Annotated in this window: 14 protein-coding genes; 6 read left to right on the top strand and 8 right to left on the bottom strand. The window is 68.4% G+C overall.

The features are described 5' to 3' along the window. Window positions 1-25: 25 nt before the first annotated feature. The 6 genes from AACH06_RS03690 to AACH06_RS03665 form a co-directional block, all read right to left on the bottom strand. Window positions 26-1,210 (bottom strand): hypothetical protein, encoded by a 1,185-nt coding sequence (locus AACH06_RS03690; protein WP_341424273.1) that lies wholly within the window; start codon window positions 1,208-1,210, stop codon window positions 26-28. A 150-nt stretch (window positions 1,211-1,360) separates the two neighbouring features. After that, window positions 1,361-2,782: a hypothetical protein gene (locus AACH06_RS03685; protein ID WP_341424272.1), complete on the bottom strand. Its 1,422-nt coding sequence runs from the start codon at window positions 2,780-2,782 to the stop codon at window positions 1,361-1,363. A gap of 42 nt (window positions 2,783-2,824) precedes the next feature. Continuing rightward, window positions 2,825-3,856, bottom strand: a complete 1,032-nt coding sequence (locus AACH06_RS03680; RefSeq protein ID WP_423221988.1) for a S49 family peptidase — start codon at window positions 3,854-3,856, stop codon at window positions 2,825-2,827. Between the two features lie 117 nt (window positions 3,857-3,973). Further along, complete coding sequence (locus AACH06_RS03675; RefSeq protein ID WP_341424270.1) at window positions 3,974-4,360, bottom strand: Rieske (2Fe-2S) protein; 387 nt, start codon at window positions 4,358-4,360, stop codon at window positions 3,974-3,976. Between the two features lie 7 nt (window positions 4,361-4,367). Next, entirely contained in the window at window positions 4,368-5,030 is a 663-nt protein-coding gene (locus tag AACH06_RS03670; protein WP_341424269.1) for an HAD-IA family hydrolase, read from the bottom strand. Next, window positions 5,027-5,953 carry an RluA family pseudouridine synthase gene (locus tag AACH06_RS03665; protein ID WP_341424673.1) on the bottom strand — a complete coding sequence of 309 codons (927 nt, stop codon included), beginning with the start codon at window positions 5,951-5,953 and terminating at the stop codon, window positions 5,027-5,029. The genes AACH06_RS03670 and AACH06_RS03665 overlap by 4 nt, the downstream gene beginning before the upstream one ends. A gap of 841 nt (window positions 5,954-6,794) precedes the next feature. Here AACH06_RS03665 and AACH06_RS03660 point away from each other — a divergent pair. After that, window positions 6,795-9,977 carry an Rne/Rng family ribonuclease gene (locus AACH06_RS03660; RefSeq protein WP_341424268.1) on the top strand — a complete coding sequence of 1,061 codons (3,183 nt, stop codon included), beginning with the start codon at window positions 6,795-6,797 and terminating at the stop codon, window positions 9,975-9,977. 84 nt (window positions 9,978-10,061) lie between these two features. Here AACH06_RS03660 and AACH06_RS03655 read toward each other — a convergent pair whose 3' ends face one another. After that, on the bottom strand, window positions 10,062-10,502 hold the full coding sequence (locus AACH06_RS03655) for a hypothetical protein (protein ID WP_341424267.1): 441 nt from the start codon (window positions 10,500-10,502) through the stop codon (window positions 10,062-10,064). 392 nt (window positions 10,503-10,894) lie between these two features. Here AACH06_RS03655 and AACH06_RS03650 point away from each other — a divergent pair, with 392 nt between their 5' ends. Further along, complete coding sequence (locus tag AACH06_RS03650) at window positions 10,895-11,416, top strand: single-stranded DNA-binding protein (RefSeq protein ID WP_341424266.1); 522 nt, start codon at window positions 10,895-10,897, stop codon at window positions 11,414-11,416. Window positions 11,417-11,509: 93 nt separating this feature from the next. Here AACH06_RS03650 and yihA read toward each other — a convergent pair whose 3' ends face one another. Further along, window positions 11,510-12,199, bottom strand: a complete 690-nt coding sequence (gene yihA / locus AACH06_RS03645) for a ribosome biogenesis GTP-binding protein YihA/YsxC (RefSeq protein ID WP_341424265.1) — start codon at window positions 12,197-12,199, stop codon at window positions 11,510-11,512. Between the two features lie 50 nt (window positions 12,200-12,249). Between yihA and AACH06_RS03640 the strand changes: the two genes are divergently transcribed. From AACH06_RS03640 to AACH06_RS03625, 4 genes are all read left to right on the top strand, one after another. After that, window positions 12,250-12,879: a c-type cytochrome gene (locus AACH06_RS03640; RefSeq protein WP_341424264.1), complete on the top strand. Its 630-nt coding sequence runs from the start codon at window positions 12,250-12,252 to the stop codon at window positions 12,877-12,879. Window positions 12,880-12,994: 115 nt separating this feature from the next. After that, window positions 12,995-15,157: a cytochrome c biogenesis protein ResB gene (locus AACH06_RS03635; RefSeq protein WP_423221981.1), complete on the top strand. Its 2,163-nt coding sequence runs from the start codon at window positions 12,995-12,997 to the stop codon at window positions 15,155-15,157. Further along, a complete protein-coding gene (gene ccsB, locus AACH06_RS03630) occupies window positions 15,154-16,536 on the top strand; it encodes a c-type cytochrome biogenesis protein CcsB (protein WP_341424263.1) in 1,383 nt (460 codons plus the stop codon). The genes AACH06_RS03635 and ccsB overlap by 4 nt, the downstream gene beginning before the upstream one ends. A 36-nt stretch (window positions 16,537-16,572) precedes the next feature. Continuing rightward, window positions 16,573-16,977 (top strand): hypothetical protein, encoded by a 405-nt coding sequence (locus AACH06_RS03625; protein WP_341424262.1) that lies wholly within the window; start codon window positions 16,573-16,575, stop codon window positions 16,975-16,977. Window positions 16,978-17,076: the final 99 nt, after the last annotated feature.

Here is a 17,076-nt window from a genome sequence, read left to right as displayed (position 1 = left end):
GCCGCCCCGCCGCAGATCTGGCGCGTCAGGGCTGCTCGGTGACCTTCAGATTGATGCCGTGGGCGGCCAGCCGCCGGGCGATGCGCTCGGCCTCGGCCTGGTCGCCCAGTGGCCCGATCGACAGCGCATCTCCCTCGGCCGTACCCACGACGTCCATGCGCAGGCGCCCGCCCGTCTGACCCATCGCATCGAGTGCCGACTGCAGCTGATTCGCCTGCTTCTCCAGCGCCGTCGGGTCACGCTGCGCCGGGCCGACCAGGCGGAACTGGTCGGCACTGGTGGCGGCGGCGCGAAGATCACCAACGTCGGCCGACACGCCGGTGCCGACTCGAGGCCCCTTGCCCGACGAGCCACGCTCTCGAGGCACGGGCAGGATGTCGTCCGCCCCCGCCACCACCGGCCCACGAGGGGCAGCGTCGGTGGCGCCGGCAAGGGGTGGCGTCGTGGCCTGAATCGCCCGTTCAGGCGCGGCGCCCACGCGGCCCGACGGCCCATTCGACGGTGGTGCGCCGCCGCGTGCCGCCTCGGCCACCAGAGGCTCTGCAGGCGCAAGGCTGGGGCCCGATGCAGGCCACATCGCCTTGAGAGCCCAGGCCAGCAAGACCGCCGGCAGCACCATCGATGCCCCCGCAAGCGCCAGCTTGGGCCGGCTCGACAGCCGGTGGCCGATCACGCCGCGCGGATCGACGGCCGCAGATCGTCCGATCAGCAGCCGCAACGGCGGCTTCTTGCTGCCACGCTTGAGGGCGACGGTCAGCAGGTAGATCGGCTCGGATTCAGACTCGTTCCACCCCTTGGACACCGGCACCTTGCGCAGCGGCCATTCCGGTGCGCCGGGCCGCTCTTTCCACCCTTGCGCCAGCGCCAGTGCCACCACCTTGCTGCGCGACAGGCCCGGGATGAGCGACAGGTCGTCGAACATCGGGAATGGCGGGGGCCCCTCCTGCCCCTCGGGCAAGGCGGGCGAAAACGGCAGGCTCACGACACCGTAGCCGCCGAGCTGCCGTCGGGTGATCTTGCGCGCCAGCGGGTGCCCGTTGTGCCAGGCCACCACCTGAGCGGCCAGCAAGCGGCGGGGCGATGGCAAGCCATGGCTTCGCCCTGCCGGCGGCGTGCGCGCCGGCACATGCACGCGCGCCTCGGCGGGCCGCACGTGGCGGCTGCGCTTGCGGGGCTCGGCAGGGACGGAGGCAACCTCGGATTCGCTCATGACGGGATCTTGCGGCCCACGCTCTGGTGGGCCTTCACATTCTTCCGGCAGGCATGCCACAGATCAACGAAGACCACGCCTGCCCGTCGGCGCGGCCTGCTCTGCCCGGGTGTCGGCAGCCGAGACAGGCACCGCCTCACACCCCAGCCTTCAGAACTCCAGCCACTTCATCGGCACACCACGGCGGGCCAACACCTGGGCCAGTTGCTCGGCATCGGCCTGGGTGGGCAAAGGCCACACAGTGACGACGAATCCTTCTGGAGAGGGCATGACCTGTGCCTGCATCGAGCCAATCGCCGGCCCCAGCAGCTGCTTGACGCGGGCCAGCGTCTCTTCGGCCTCCGCGCGCTTCTTGGTGGGCATCGACACCAGCGCGAAATGCGGGCCGGCCGGCAGGGCCACCTCCGGCTCGGCCGACGTGGGCGTTTCGGCCCCCGGCGCGGGCCCACCGCGACGGGCCGGCATGGGCAGCAGCTTCGGTGGCGGCAGCGCGGGCGAGGCAGCGGCCGGCGGCGGCGTGGCCGCGGCGGGCGTGCCATGCCCCCCTGCCAGAGCGGCCGATGCGGAAGTGGCCGGGGACGGTGCTGGTGCCGGTGCCGGTGCCGCCACCGATGTCTTGGCCGCCCCCCCCTGGGACGCGGACGCCGCTACCGAGGGCGCCGCGCGCGAGGCTGAGGCTGTCCGGGTAGGCGCTGGTGGCACCGATGGCGGCGCCACGGCCTTCACGGCTGCTCCCGCCGCAGCGGAGGTGGGGGCAGAGGGGGAGCCAGATGGCGGTGGCGAAGGCGATGCCGCCGGAACGGCCGCCGACCCATGCGCCGCAGCGCTGGCCCCGGCCGGAACCGCTGGCGCCAGCGCCCTGGCCGAGGCGGCGGATCCAGCCGAGGCCGCGTTCGGAGGCGCCGCCGGTGTCGTCGACGCGGCGGCGTGGTGCGCGGGCGCCGCGGCCGGCGTGGGCTCGCGCGGGGCGCTGGCCGAAGAGGCAGGCATCGACGCCGGCGCCGCGGCACCGGCCACCGGCGCACTGGCCCGACCGCGTGACCGAAGGGCCCACACCGCTGCCGTCAGCAACACCAGCAGCAGCACGCCGGCGACGACGATGCGCTGGCGGCTGAGGGGCCGCGGGCCCCAGATGGCGCGACCTTCGGGCGCGATCAGCAGGCGACGCGGCTGCGCGCCAGGCTTGACCGGCTCGGTGATGGCCGCGGTGAGCAAATAGCGGGTGGCGGGCGCCGGCTCGGTCGCGGCATCGTCGCGCTCGATCTCGCGCAGCGGCCAGTCTTCCGGCCCGGGACGGTAAGCCACCGCATGGCGCTGGGCGAATTCGACCAGCGCGCGGTGCGACAAGCCGGGGACGAGCCGCGGCTGGTGGAACAAGGGCTGCCACTTGCCTTTGGCGTCCGCGGGGCCATAAGGCAAGGCGATGACCCCCAAGCCGCCCACATCGGCCAAAGGCAGACGCCTGGCCAAGGGGTTGCGGTGCTGCCACGCCTGCACACGCGCCGCCAGCCGCTGAGCGGCATCGCCCGCATCGCGGGCTGGGGCGACGTCGGAGGGCGTCAGGTCGGCCATCGAGTCTGCGGGCCGTCCTGGGTCATCAGTGGCACCCCTCGATCAACGCAGCGTGAGGGTGCGCAAGGTGCGCACCGCCCCTTCGCCGATCGACGCACCAAAGCGCTTGGCCAGGCGCTCGGCCACGTTCTCCTGCGGCGTGTAGTCGACGACTTCCTCGAAGCCCACCACTTCGCGTGCCACGAAGTCGAGGTTGCCGAACTGATCGGCCAGGCCGAGCTTGACAGCCTCTTCGCCGTTCCAGAACAGGCCGGAGAACGTCTCCGGCGTTTCCTTCAAGCGATCGCCGCGGCCTTCGCGCACGACGGTGATGAACTGCTGATGGATCTGGTCGAGCATCGCCTTGGCGTAGGCCGTCTGCTTGGCATTGGCCGGGGAGAAGGGATCGAGCATGCCCTTGTTCTCGCCGGCGGTCAGCAGGCGCCGCTCGACGCCCAGCTTGTCCATCAGGCCGGTGAAGCCGAAGCCGTCCATCAGCACACCGATCGAACCGACCAGGCTGGCCTTGTCGACGTAGATCTCATCGGCCGCCACAGCGATGTAGTAGGCCCCGGAAGCGCAGGTTTCTTCGACGACGGCGTAGACCTTCTTCTTGTGCTTGGCCTTCAAGCGACGAATCTCGTCGTTGATGATGCCGGCCTGCACGGGGCTGCCACCGGGCGAGTTGATGCGCAGCACCACCGCCTTGGCGCCTTCGTCCTCGAAGGCGGTCTTGATGGACGACACCAACTGCTCGGCGTTCGCCTCGGCATCGACCGCAATCTCGCCACGCACCTCGACCAGCGCGGTGTGCGGTCCGGCCGGCGCGTTGGGGTGGCCGCCGCGCTGAGTCGACAGGCCCCAAACCACGGCAAGCACCAGGCCGAACCAGCCCAGGCGCAGCGCCAGGTTCCAGCGCCGCGCGCTGCGGCGGTCGCGCAGCAGCTCGGACGAAACCTGTCTCAGCAGAGCCTCCATGCCGGCGAGTTGACTGGCGGCCTCCGGCTGCGGCGCCGGGGACGGCGCGGGGGAAGGGGGCGGCGCGGGGGAAGGGGGCGGCGGTGCGACGACCGATGGCGCAGGGGCCGCAGCCATCTCGGCCGGGGCGGGCGCGGGCGCCGGGGCAGGCGCCGGTTGGGGCGCGGAATCTTCGGGCAGGCTCATCGACAGCTCGGTAGGGTCAAACGGAATTCGGGCATCGCGTACGCGGCGTCAGTCGAAAACGACAGGCCGGATGTCCGGGCTAGGATACCAATACACCTGCCCATCGCGCTCGACGATATCGAGCGCCATCAGGCGCTCGCCGCGGCAAGGACCGGCCACGCAGTGCCCATCGGAGGGCTCGTAGGTCGCGCCGTGGATCGAGCAAATGATCCAGCGCTTGTCCAGGTCGAGGAAGTCGCCGGGCTGCCAATCCATCTCCGTGGGCACATGGGCGCAGCGGTTCATGTAGGCGACCACCCGCCCGTCGAATCGCAGGGCAAAGGCCCGCGCCGGTGCGCCCCACAGCAGCACGTCGAACACCACCGCCCGGCCTCGTTCTTCCAGATCAACGCTGGCGCACAGGGGCTGTTCGCTCAGGCGGGCAGGCGCGTTCATCGCGTGATCAGGCGTTGTGAATCAGCCACTCGTGCAGTTGCGCCGTCGAATGCGCAATGAACAGCGGAGAGAAGGGTTCGAACGAGGCGTGATCGTGGGCACCGAAGCTGACGCCCACACAAGCGGTGCCGGCGTTGACGGCCAATTGCAGATCATGCGTCGTGTCGCCCACCATCAAGGTGCGCGACGGATCCACCCCGAACTCGGCCATCAGCTCCTGCAGCATGCGCGGATGGGGCTTGGAAAACGTCTCGTCGGCGGTGCGGCTGCCATCGAACAGCCCCTGCAGCTCGGTCATCGTCAGCACCTCGTCCAGGCCGCGGCGGGTCTTGCCGGTGGCCACCGTCAGGAAGTGCTGGCGCGCCTTGAGCGCGCGGAGCATCTCGAGCGTGCCCTTGAACAGGCTCAGCTCGTGCTGGCTGGCCAAATAGTGGCGGCGGTAGCTGGCGGCCAGCTCGGTGTAGCGGTCGGCAGGCAGGCCCGGAACCGCGTGCTCGAGCGCATCGCGAAGCCCCAGGCCGATCACATAGGCTGCACGTTCAGCATCCGGCACCGGGGCATCGATGTCGCGGCAAGCATCCTGGAGGCTGCGCACGATCAGCGCGGTGGAATCGAACAGGGTGCCATCCCAGTCGAAGGCGATCAGGTCAAAGCGTCGGGTTCGGGTCATGAGACGGTGGAAGACAGGCGCGACAGCAGTGTCTCGCATTCGGCCGGCAGCGGCGCGTGCAGTTCGATGCGCTCCCCGCTGGAAGGATGGTCGAACGCCAGGCGGCGAGCGTGCAGGAACATGCGGTCCAGCTTGCAGCCACCGGCGAACTTGCCGGCCGCCAGCGCCTTGTTGAGCGCGAACTCGCCGTACTTGTCGTCGCCGGCGATCGGGTGCCCTTCGTGCGCCAGGTGCACGCGGATCTGGTGGGTGCGGCCGGTCTTGATCGTCACGTCCAGCAAGGTGAAGCCGGGCGGCGCGTGGTCGTAGACCTTCACCACCTTCACCAGCGAGATCGAGCGCTGCCCCTCGTCATGGTCGGCCGACACGGCACGAACCCGCCGCTCGCCTTCCGCGTTGAGGTACTTGTGCAGCGCAACATCGATGACCTTCTTGTTCGCCGGCCAGGTGCCCGTGACCAGCGCCGCATAGGTCTTGCCCGTTTCACGCTGGCGGAACTGATCCTGCAGGTGGGTCAATGCGCTGCGCTTCTTCGCCAGCAGCAACAGGCCGGACGTTTCCTTGTCCAGCCGGTGCACCAGTTCAAGGAAGCGGGCCTCGGGCCGGGCGCGGCGCAACTGCTCGATGACGCCGAAGCTGACGCCGCTGCCGCCGTGTACGGCAACGCCAGCGGGCTTGTCGATGACCAGCAGATGCTCGTCTTCGAACAACACCGGAAATTCGCGGGGTGGCACATGAGCCGACGCCGCGTCGGACGCCGCAGCGGCCACCCTCACCGGCGGCACCCTCACCTCGTCCCCCAGCGCCAGGCGTGTGTCAGCGGTGGCGCGGCCGCGGTTCACCCGCACCTCGCCCGACCGGATGATCCGGTAGACATGGGTCTTGGGAACGCCCTTGAGCTCACGCAGCAGGAAATTGTCCAGCCGCTGCCCGGCCGACCCTTCGTCGACCGTGACGCGCCGTACTTCCGCCGCGGGGGCTGGCGGTGCCGGCCGGGATTCTTCGCGAGAAGGCGTCGATTTCGGCCCTTTTGCCCCGGTGGCAGGCGATTTCGGTGACCGCCGCGTGACAGGGCCCGCCAGCGCGCGACTTTTCGCCTTTATAATGGTCTGCGCCACGTTAGAGCCGTAAGTGCTTGATTTTCAAGAGTTTACCCGGGCACTGCGAGTCTGGGGTGGCAGCGGGCAGCAAGTGCAGCCCGTGTATCAAGGTGATGCAACACGTTCATCACGGCGCGGAATGGCGAGCCCCAAAGTGGCTCGGCGGCTGCGACGTCGGGCGTGGCAGAGAAACACATTCGGATGTGCCGCTCCGCGATCATGCGGAGATCCACCAAGGTTTTTGGAAGCCAGATGCGGGCGCAACCCGCACCGCGCCTGGCCTCCTGCGACGACAACCCCAAGCGCCGTTCGCGCAATGAACTCCCCCCACCCCTTCGGTCTGCAGACCCTCGGCCCCGGCGATTGGACGCCGGCGCGGCCCAGGATCGTCGCGGGCTTGCATCCGGCACGTTGGGCCGGTTCGGGAACGGGAAAGGTTCGCGCTCACGCCGCGGTGCTGTCGCCGCACGCGCCAACGCTGCCTCGCTGAAACCGCCAACAGCGGTTCGAAGCAGTCCAGGGCGATTCCTTCCTCGGCCGCCGCCTTTGTTTCTCGTGCATCGGTCGAGGCGCACGCCGACGACGTTGTCGTCGAAGGCGGGTGGCCTCACAGGCTCGCGCCTGTCCCATCGCTTACGGGACGGGTGCGTGACGAGGAGTGCACATGAAGCGAATGCTGATCAACGCGACCCAGCCGGAAGAGCGGCGTCTCGCGATCGTCGACGGCCAGAAACTGCTTGATTTCGAGACCGAGATCGAGGGCCGCGAACAACGCAAGGGCAATATCTACAAGGCGGTGGTGACGCGGGTCGAGCCTTCGCTCGAGGCCTGTTTTGTCGACTACGGAGAAGACCGCCACGGTTTTCTGCCGTTCAAGGAAATCTCCCGGCAGTACTTCAAAGATGGCGTTTCAGTTCGCGACGCCAAGATCCAGGATGTGATTTCCAACGGCCAGGAACTGCTGGTCCAGGTCGAAAAGGAAGAGCGCGGCAACAAGGGCGCGGCGCTGACCACCTTCATCTCGTTGGCCGGCCGTTACCTCGTGCTGATGCCCAACAACCCGCGTGGCGGCGGCGTCTCGCGCCGGATCGAGGGTGAGGACCGGGAAGAGCTCAAGGAAAACCTCGATCAGCTCGAGTACCCCAAGGGCATGAGCCTGATCGCCCGCACAGCCGGCATCGGCCGCTCAGCCGCCGAGCTGCAGTGGGACCTGAATTACATGCTCAAGCTGTGGGCGGCCATTTCCGGCGCCGCGGAACCGCAGTATGAGCTGGAAGAAGAGGATCCCCAGACGGGCAAGCGCCGCGCGCGCGTCGTCAACACGCCCACCGACGCCGATGGTCGCAAGCTCAAGCGCCTGAATGCCGGCGCGTTCCTGATCTACCAGGAATCGTCGCTGGTGATCCGCGCGATCCGCGACTACTTCACCGCCGACATCGGCGAGATCCTGATCGACACCGACGACATCTACGATCAGGCGCAACAGTTCATGAACCACGTGATGCCGGAAACGGCCAATCGCGTGAAGCGCTACCGCGACGATGCGCCGCTGTTCTCGCGGTTCCAGATCGAGCACCAGATCGAGACCGCGTTCAGCCGCACGGTGAATCTGCCGTCCGGCGGCGCCATCGTGATCGACCACACCGAAGCGCTGGTCGCTGTCGACGTGAACTCGGCGCGCGCCACCCGCGGCGGCGACATCGAGGAGACCGCGACCCGAACCAACCTCGAAGCCGCCGACGAAATCGCGCGCCAGTGCCGCCTGCGCGATCTGGGCGGCCTGATCGTCGTCGACTTCATCGACATGGAAGAGTCGAAGAATCGCCGCGAAGTCGAGCAGCGCCTGCGCGATGCGCTGCGCCAGGACCGGGCCCGCGTGCAGTTCTCGTCGATCTCGAAGTTCGGCCTGCTGGAGCTCTCACGCCAGCGCCTGCGCCCCGCATTGTCCGAAGGCAGCCACATCACCTGCCCACGCTGCAACGGCACCGGCCACATCCGCGACACCGAGTCGTCTGCGCTGCAGATCCTGCGGATCATCCAGGAAGAGGCGATGAAGGAGAACACCGCCGCCGTGCACGTTCAGGTGCCGGTGGAGGTCACGTCCTTCCTGCTCAACGAGAAGCGCACCGAGATCACCAAGATCGAATTGAAGCAGCGCACCACCGTGCTGCTCGTGCCGAACAAGCACCTCGAAACGCCGAACTACAAGCTGGAGCGCCTGCGTCACGACGATCCGCGTCTGGAGAACCTGCAAGCCAGCTACACGATGATCGAGGAGCCGGACGACGAGGTCGCGATTTCTCGCCGCGAGAAGGCCAAGCCCAAGCAGGAACCGGTCATCAAGGGCGTGCTGCCCGACCAACCCGCCCCGATCGCACCGCCGGCGCCCGCCCCGGCCCCGGCCGCCGCCGCGCCTGCCCCCGCGCCGCAGGCCGCACCCGAGCCCCAGTGGGCCCGGCCGCCAGCGTCGTCACCTTCGGGTGGCGGCTTCTTTGGTTGGCTCAAGCGTCTGCTGGGCTTTGGCGAAACGCCGGCCACACCGGCACCTGCCCCCGCCACGCCGGAGGCGCAACCGGCCGCACGCACCGGTGGCCGCGAGCAGCCCCGTGAGGGCGGCCGAGGCGAACGCGGCAAGGGCGGCCGCGACGGTCGCCGAGGCGATCGGCATGAGCGCAGCGAACGCGGTGGTGAACGCGGTGCCAAGCCCGCGGATGGCCGCGGTGGCCGCGACGGCAACCGGCAAGAGGGCCGTCCGGACAACAAGGGCGAGGGCCGTCAGGATCGGCCGGACCGCCGGGAAGGCCGCGGTGAGAACCGCGGAGAAGCGCGCAACAACGATGTGCGCGCCGAAGGCCGCGACAACCGTGAGGGCCGCGACCAGCGAGGTGGTGACCGTGGTGAGCGCCGCGATAACCGCCGTGGTGCCAATGCCCCGGTCGCCGTGGCCGAGACCGACCGCTTCGAGGCCACCCAGCCGCAAGTGCCTGTCGGATCGTCGGAAGAGGGTTCGGGCAAGCAACGACCGCCACGGCGCGAACGCGATCGTGACCGCGACAGCCAGGCCGAGCGCCCCAGCGACGCCGAGGTGATCGAGAGCACGGCCGAGGGCGTGACCGTTGAAGGTGCCGTGGGCGCCGAGGGCGATCGGCCGGAAGGCGAACGCACTGAAGGTGAAGGTGGCCGCCGCCGCCGTCGTCGTCGCGGCCGTGGGCCCCGTGACGAGGCGCGTGATGGCGTGAACGGCGAAGAAGGCGATCGCGACATCGCGCCGGCGGAAGGCGATGCCGCCATTGCCGCCGACGTGGCCGACGAAGCACCGAGCGCAACGGCGGAACAACCGCAGCCCGCAGAAGAAGGCGAAAGCCGCGAACCGCGTGGTGAACGACGCGGCGAAGGGCGGGGCGAAGGGCGAGAGCGCCGGGAACGCCGGGATCGAGGCGAGCGTGGTGAACGGGGCGAAGGCCGTCGCGAGTCGGCCGGTATCGAGCCCTCGGTCGACCCGATCGCAGCAGCGCAGGCGGCCATGGCCGCCACCGAAGCGGCCAGCACGCCGGTGGTGGCTCCGCCGCCGCCCGCGCCCCAGCCGGTTCGCGTCGAGCCCTACGTGCTGGCCCTGGATGAGTTGCAGCGCATCGCCGATACGGCGGGCCTCACCTGGGTCAATTCAGACGCAGACAAGATCCGCGCCGCCCAGGAGGCCATGGCTGCCGAACCGAAGCCGGTCCACGTACCGCGCGAACGTCCGCCGGTCGTCGTGGTCGACGAAGGCCCGCTGGTGCTCGTCGAGACCCGCAAGGACCTGAGCCAGCTCACCCTGCCGTTCGACCAGCGCAGCGCCGGCCACTGAGCCCACACAGCGGCCCCGGCCGCCTGAAGCACAACGCCACCTTTCGAGGTGGCGTTTTTTCTTGGGGAATGTGCCCGAGCTGGCCTACATCACCGCCGGTGAGCGCCCTGCCGGCACACACCGCTGCGCTTCACAACGCGCCCCTGGATCGGTGACTAGCGAGCAGTCCGACACACGACCGGCCTGTTCACCCTCTTTCCGGCGCGCCTCGGTGTAGGCATCGGCCAGCGCCCGCAGGCGGCCGCCATCGGTCACCGCCGTGGACCAGACCACGTAAGTCTCGGGCCCACCACAGGCCTTGTGGCCTACCGCCATCGTCTTGCACTGCTCGCTGGCGGTGCAGCGGGGCTCGCCGATCGCTTCGCGCAACTGGCGTGACAAGGTCTCCACGTCTTTGCCAATGGCCACGTCAGCCGGTGCTGGCTTCGCCGGTGCAGCCGCCGTGGGCGCAGCACACGCCACCTGCAGAACGCCACACACACCAGCGGCGACCACGCCCACCAGGCGCCACGGAAACATCTTCATGCGATCTCCTTGAAGGTCCTACGACTTAAGGGGCAGTGTCCCATCCGTGATGGACCCGTGCGGACTTCAGCGGTTCCGCCCGGAGGACGGTTCACCCGGCGCCACCTTGACGGCGCTGCGCTGTCGCGGCCACCCATCGGGCGCTGCGCCAGGATCTGTGTGATCCGGACCCAAACGCCCCGAATGCCTCACCAGCCGGCACCCTGGAATGGCGTCGCTAAGTTCGGCGCGACAGGCCATCAGTCGGCGGGGGACGGGAAAACTCAACTTTTCTCGTCCCCTAGCTTTGGCAATCACACCCCGCTGGCCACTCCGCCAGCCACCCGACGCCGGGGCGCTGCGGCACAATCGGCACTGGACATTCCCACAGATTTTTCGCTGGAGCCGCCCGCATGGCCTCGATCAACAAAGTCATCATCATCGGCAACCTGGGGCGCGACCCTGAGGTGCGCTACACCCCCAGCGGCGCGGCGGTGTGCAACCTGCGCCTGGCCACCACCCGCAACTGGAAGAGCCGCGACACCGGCGAGCGCCAGGAAGAAACCGAATGGCACTCGGTCGTGCTGTACGACCGCCAGGCCGAAGTCGCGGGCGAGTATCTGAAGAAGGGCCGCCCGGTTTACATCGAAGGCCGCCTGAAGACCCGCAAGTGGCAGGACAAGGACGGCAACGACCGCTACACCACGGAGATCGTCGCAGAAACCATGCAGTTGCTGGGTGGCCGCGAAGGCGGTGGCGGCGGCGGCATGGGCGGCGGCGATGACGGTGGCTACAGCCGCGACATGGACGAAAGCGGTGGCGGCAGCAGCGCCCCGCGCCGCTCGCCGGCACCCGCCCCGCGCGCACCGGCACCACGGCCCGCCCCGCGCTCGAATGCGGGCATCGACGAGATGGACGACGACATCCCGTTCTGATCCACCGATCTGCACGATGAACCAGCCCGGCACCCGCCGGGCTTTTTTGTGGGTGCGTGCTCCGGACGCCAGCACGCGCGAGGCTGGCCGCAGTCAGGCCTCGGGATGCGCCCAGCCGTAGACCGTCTCGGCGAGGTCGTTCAGGCCCTGATGCTTGGGCGCCGAGAACAGCAGCATCCCGATGTCGGCGGCTTCGGTGGCGAGATCGGCCAGGCCGTCCTGCCCCACCCCCAGGGCCGCCGCCTGCTCCTTCTTGTTCAGCTTGTCGGCCTTGGTGAGCAACACCAGCAGCTTGACCTCGCCGGTGGTCACCCGCGGCGCCACAAAGTCGAGCAACTGACGGTCCAGGGGTGTGAAGCCCAGTCGGCTGTCGACCAACAACACCACGCCCGCGAGGTTGCGGCGGATCGCGAGGTAGTCCGCCATCACCTGCTGCCAGCGCAGCTTGGCGGTGCGCTCGACGGTGGCGTAGCCATAGCCGGGCAAGTCGGCCAGGTAGGCGTCCGGGGCATCCTTCGGGCCCAGCTCGAACAGGTTGATGTGCTGGGTGCGGCCCGGCGTTTTCGAGGCGAAGGCCAATTGCCTGCGTTGCGCCAGCGCGTTGATCGCAGTCGACTTGCCGGCATTGCTTCGTCCCACGAAGGCGAACTCGGGGAGATCGCCTTGTGGCAGTTGATCCAGCTGGCTGGCGGTGGTGAGAAAGCGGGCGCCATGGGCCCAGGCCAGCGCGGTGCGCGTGGTGTCACTCGGCGTGCCTGTAGGCAAGCGGTTCGATGCGGTCATGGAGCATTGTAAAATCCGCGGGTTTTGTTCGAACAATCAAGGCCTGCCGAATGAAGACCCCTGCCGCTGTTGCCTTCTCCGCCCTTCTGGCTGCCGCTGTGGCGCTGCCCGTGTGGGCCAACGAGCCGGCGGCGCCCGCCAAGGTGGATCTCGCCAAGGGCCAGGAGCTGTCGACCAACGTCTGCGCCGCTTGCCACACCGCCGATGGCTCGCGCGGCTCGCCCGCCAACCCGATCCTGCAGGGCCAACACCCTGAGTACATCGTCAAGCAGCTCACCGAGTTCAAGTCGGGCAAGCGCACCAACGCGATCATGCAAGGCATGGCCGCACCGCTGACCGAAGCCGACATGAAGAACGTCGCCGCGTTCTACGCCAGCAAGCAGGCCAAGCCGGGCTTCGCCAAGAACAAGGCCACCGTGACACTGGGCGAGAAGATCTACCGCGCCGGCATCGCCGACAAGCAGGTGCCCGCCTGCGCCGGCTGCCACAGCCCCACCGGCTCTGGCATCCCCGCCCAGTACCCGCGCATCGGCGGCCAGCATGCCGACTACATCGATCTGCAGATGAAGGCGTTCCGCGACCACAAGCGGATGAACAGTGTCCAGATGCAAGAGATTGCAGCCCGCATGAACAACGAGGAAATTGCGGCCGTGGCCGACTACATTGCCGGCCTGCGCTGACGCGCAGCAGCAGTCAGAATGCCCCCGTGAAGGCCGGTCTCTGACCGGCCTTTTCTTTGGTTGGCATGCCCGAGGCGCCCCTGGGGCCGGCCGCTGATTCTGATAATCCGATCCGATGACCGCCCCGACCGACCTCGTTGACGCCGCCCCGCCCGTCGGCACACCGCCCCGCCCTTCCCCGGCCAGCGCCTGGCGTCAGGCCGTCGAGTTGCTGTCATCGATGCGATTCGCGATCACGCTGTTGGCCGTGATCTGCATCGCCGCCATCATCGGCACGGTCGTTCAGCAGAACGAGCCCTTCAACAACTACGTCAACAAGTTCGGGCCGTTCTGGGCCGAGCTGTTCGACCGTTTCCAGCTGTTCAGCGTCTATTCGGCGCCGTGGTTCTTGGTGATCCTGGGTTTCCTGGTGGTCTCGACCAGCCTGTGCATCGCCCGCAATGCGCCCAAGATCGTGGCGGACCTGCGCAGCTTCAAAGAGCATGTGCGGGAGCAATCACTCGCCTACTTTCACCACAAGGCGGACGCGGTACTGCCCCTGGGCCGCGAGGCCGCGCTGCAGCAGGTCGCCGCGGTGCTGGGCCGGCACGGTTGGCGCGCCCGAGCCCAGGTGCGCGCCAATGGCACGATGGTCGCGGCACGCGCCGGCCGGGCCAGCAAGGTGGGGTACCTGGCGGCGCACTCGGCCATCGTGCTGATCTGCCTCGGGGGCCTGGCCGATGGCGACCTGATCGTGCGGGCGCAGATGGCGCTGGCCGGCAAGAGCGTGTTCGACGGCGGCTACCAGTTCATCAAGGACGTGCCCGCCGAACATCGGCTGTCGGCCAGCAACCCCACTTTCCGCGGCAACCTGCTTGTGCCCGAGGGCGGCCGCGCCGGTGTCGCGCTGCTGTCTATGCCGCAAGGCACCGTGCTGCAGGAGTTGCCGTTCGATGTGGAGCTGAAAAAGTTCACCGTCGAGTACTACGACACCGGCATGCCACGCCTGTTCGCCAGCGATGTAGTGATCCACGACCATGAAACGGGCGAAGCGGTCGCTGCCACCATCAAGGTCAACGAGCCGGCCCACCATCGGGGCATTGCCATCTATCAGAGCAGCGTCGAAGACGGCGGCTCGATGGTGCAGCTCAAGGCCTACCCGCTCTCGGCGGGTGGCGAGCCGTTCGACGTGAAGCTGCGGGTCGGCGAGACCACCGGCCTGATGAGCAACGTCGACAAACAGCGCCTGCAGTTGGAGATCACCGCGCTCAAAGCCATCAACGTCGAGAACATGGCCGAGGCCAATGCCCAGAGCGGCACCGATCTGCGCAAGGTCGACCTGGTGGGCACGCTGGACAAGCACCTCGGTGCGGGCGTCAACCCCGACAAGGCCAAGACGATGCGCAACGTGGGGCCCTCGGTCACCTACCGCCTGCGCGACAGTGCCGGCCAGGCCCGGGAGTTCCACAACTACATGCTGCCGGTGGAACTGGACGGGCAGCAGGTGTACGTGGCCGGTGTGCGCGATTCCGCGGCCGAGAACTTCCGCTATCTCCGCATGCCGGCCGACGAAAACGCCAGCCTCGAGGGCTGGTTGCGGCTGCGGGCGGCGCTGAATGATGCCAACCTGCGCGACCAGGCGGCCCGGCGCTATGCCACGCTGGCCACACCCGCCGGCAAGCCCGAGATGACCGAGCAACTGCGCCTGACGGCCGCCCGCGCGCTCGGGCTGTTCGCCGGCGCCGAGGCGCCCAGCCAGGCCAGCGAGGCGATGCGCCTGGGCGGCCTGAGCGCCATCAGCCAGTTCATCGAAACCAACGTGCCCGAAGCGGAACGCTCGCGCATCGCCGAGGTGATGTTGCGCATCCTGAACGGCGCCTTGTTCGATTTGAACCAATCGGCGCGGGAACAAGCGGGCCTGAAACCACTCGAACCGGGCCCGGCCACCGAGGCCTTCATGACCCAGGCGGTGCTTTCCTTGTCCGACAGCTTCCTCTACCCGGCCCCGGTGCTGCTGACGCTGACCAACTTCGACGTCGTGCAGGCCAGCGTCTTCCAGGTGGCACGCGCCCCTGGCAAGGTGCTGGTTTATCTCGGTGCCGTGTTGCTGATCCTGGGCGTTTTCGCGATGCTGTACGTGCGCGAACGCCGCCTGTGGATCTGGTTGGCCGATGGCGAGACAGCGGGCACCACCCGCACCCAGATCGCCATGTCCACCCCGAGGCGCACTCTCGACATCGACGCCGAATTCGACAAGCTGCGCGACGAATTGCTGTCCACCGCCGGAGGCACCCGATGAACACCACCACGACCACCACCACGCTCGACCTGGGCCGGCAAAGCCTGGTCAGCCGGCGCGCTCCGCTGGACTGGCTGTTCGCCGCACTCGTCATCGGCGGCGCGGTCTACGCTTTCCGGCGCTATGGCGTCGCCATGGACGGCTATGAAAAGGGCATCCTGGCGGGCGCGGTGCCGGCCCTGATCGCTCTCGGCTGGTTCTGGGGGCCCTTGCGCCTGCTGGCCGCCGGGGTCGGCGCGGCCAGCCTGCTGGCGATCAACCTCTACGCCCGCACCACCGACAGCTTCGGCGCCGATCTCGCGGCCGGCAGCCAGGTGTTCCTGTTGAAGTACCTGCTGTCCAGCCAAAGCGCCTTCCTCTGGATGGGCACGCTGTTCTGGATGAGCACGCTGTTCTACTGGATCGGCTTCTTCTCGCGCGGGCCAGCCGTCGCGGGCGCGCCCGCGGGTGATGCCGCCGGCCTCCGGATCGGCTCTCGGCTGGCCTGGGCCGCCGTCTTCATGGCGCTCACCGGCACGATGGTGCGCTGGTACGAGAGCCACCAGATGGGCCCGATGATCGGTCACATCCCGGTCAGCAACCTGTACGAAGTCTTCGTGCTGTTCTGCTGGCTGACGACGCTGTTCTACCTGTACTACGAGGCCCATTACAAGACCCGCGCGCTCGGGCCCTTCGTGATGCTGATCATCAGCGCCGCGGTCGGCTTCCTGGCCTGGTACATCTTCGCCCGCGAAGCGCACGAGATCCAGCCGCTGCTGCCGGCACTGCAAAGCTGGTGGATGAAGCTGCACGTGCCCGCCAACTTCATCGGCTATGGCACTTTTGCCCTGGCGGCAATGGTCGCGCTGGCCTGCCTGCTCAAGACCTCCACGCCGCGGCACCTGTGGCAGGGGCTGGTGGGCGTGCCGGGCGGGGTGCTGGTGCTGATGGGCGCCTACGCCCTGCTGGGCGCCCCGGACGATCAGATGCAGACAGCCCTCTTCAAGGGCGCCCGGATGATCGGCGGCACGGCCGCTTTCTTTGCAGTGATGATTTCGCTGCGCAACCCCATCAACGCCCGCACCCCCTCGCTGGAGCTGATGGACGACCTCATGTACAAGGCGATCGCTGTCGGCTTCGCCTTCTTCACGATCGCCACCGTGCTGGGGGCCTTCTGGGCTGCCGAAGCCTGGGGCGGCTACTGGAGCTGGGACCCGAAGGAAACCTGGGCGCTGATCGTCTGGCTGAACTACGCCGCCTGGCTGCACATGCGCCTGATGAAGGGCCTGCGCGGCAACGCCTCGGCCTGGTGGTCCTTGGGCGGGCTGGTCATCACGACCTTCGCCTTCCTCGGTGTGAACATGTTCCTGTCGGGCCTGCATTCGTACGGCGCTTTGTGATCGCCCGCGGCGGCCGACCTGACTAACATCGCCGCCATGCCCTACGCCCGCCGAGACGCCGCCGGCCAAATCGTCAGCCTGCATCGAGAGGCGGTCGACGAGGCCGACTTCCTGCCGGACGACCACCCCGAGGTGCGTGCCTTCCTGGGCGGCCCCTCGGTCGGCGACGACGGCGCCAGCGAACGCTTTGCGCGCCTGGATGCCGATTTCGTCCGCGTGCTCGAAGACGTGATCGACACCCTGATCAGCCGCAACCTGATCAACATCACCGATCTCCCCTCCGAAGCGCAGGCCAAGCTTTTCTCGCGCAAGACCTTTCGCGAGCGCAGCAGCAGCCGTGCCCTCAAACTCTTCGGCGACGCCGGGCTCGGCACGATCATTCCGGGCGTGGCGTCGGCCGACGACCCCACGCCGGAAGATGGCAGCGGCAGCGCCCGCTGATCATCGCCCGGCGTGACGCTGCACACGGAACCTCGCTGGCGGCGTAAGGTCTCACCGGCCTGCACCGACTGACCCTCAAGCGCCCGCCGGGCGCTCCAG

Source organism: Ideonella lacteola (genome assembly GCF_038066555.1).
Classification (GTDB): Bacteria; Pseudomonadota; Gammaproteobacteria; order Burkholderiales; family Burkholderiaceae_C; genus Ideonella; species Ideonella lacteola.
This window is presented reverse-complemented; position numbering and strand designations above follow the sequence as displayed.

Coding starts and splice junctions, on each gene's coding strand:
- AACH06_RS03690 (WP_341424273.1), bottom strand. CDS start 1,210: ATGAGCGAATCCGAGGTTGCCTCCGTCCCTGCCGAGCCCCGCAAGCGC.
- AACH06_RS03685 (WP_341424272.1), bottom strand. CDS start 2,782: ATGGCCGACCTGACGCCCTCCGACGTCGCCCCAGCCCGCGATGCGGGC.
- AACH06_RS03680 (WP_423221988.1), bottom strand. CDS start 3,856: ATGGCTGCGGCCCCTGCGCCATCGGTCGTCGCACCGCCGCCCCCTTCC.
- AACH06_RS03675 (WP_341424270.1), bottom strand. CDS start 4,360: ATGAACGCGCCTGCCCGCCTGAGCGAACAGCCCCTGTGCGCCAGCGTT.
- AACH06_RS03670 (WP_341424269.1), bottom strand. CDS start 5,030: ATGACCCGAACCCGACGCTTTGACCTGATCGCCTTCGACTGGGATGGC.
- AACH06_RS03660 (WP_341424268.1), top strand. CDS start 6,795: ATGAAGCGAATGCTGATCAACGCGACCCAGCCGGAAGAGCGGCGTCTC.
- AACH06_RS03655 (WP_341424267.1), bottom strand. CDS start 10,502: ATGAAGATGTTTCCGTGGCGCCTGGTGGGCGTGGTCGCCGCTGGTGTG.
- AACH06_RS03650 (WP_341424266.1), top strand. CDS start 10,895: ATGGCCTCGATCAACAAAGTCATCATCATCGGCAACCTGGGGCGCGAC.
- yihA (WP_341424265.1), bottom strand. CDS start 12,199: ATGACCGCATCGAACCGCTTGCCTACAGGCACGCCGAGTGACACCACG.
- AACH06_RS03640 (WP_341424264.1), top strand. CDS start 12,250: ATGAAGACCCCTGCCGCTGTTGCCTTCTCCGCCCTTCTGGCTGCCGCT.
- AACH06_RS03635 (WP_423221981.1), top strand. CDS start 12,995: ATGACCGCCCCGACCGACCTCGTTGACGCCGCCCCGCCCGTCGGCACA.
- ccsB (WP_341424263.1), top strand. CDS start 15,154: ATGAACACCACCACGACCACCACCACGCTCGACCTGGGCCGGCAAAGC.
- AACH06_RS03625 (WP_341424262.1), top strand. CDS start 16,573: ATGCCCTACGCCCGCCGAGACGCCGCCGGCCAAATCGTCAGCCTGCAT.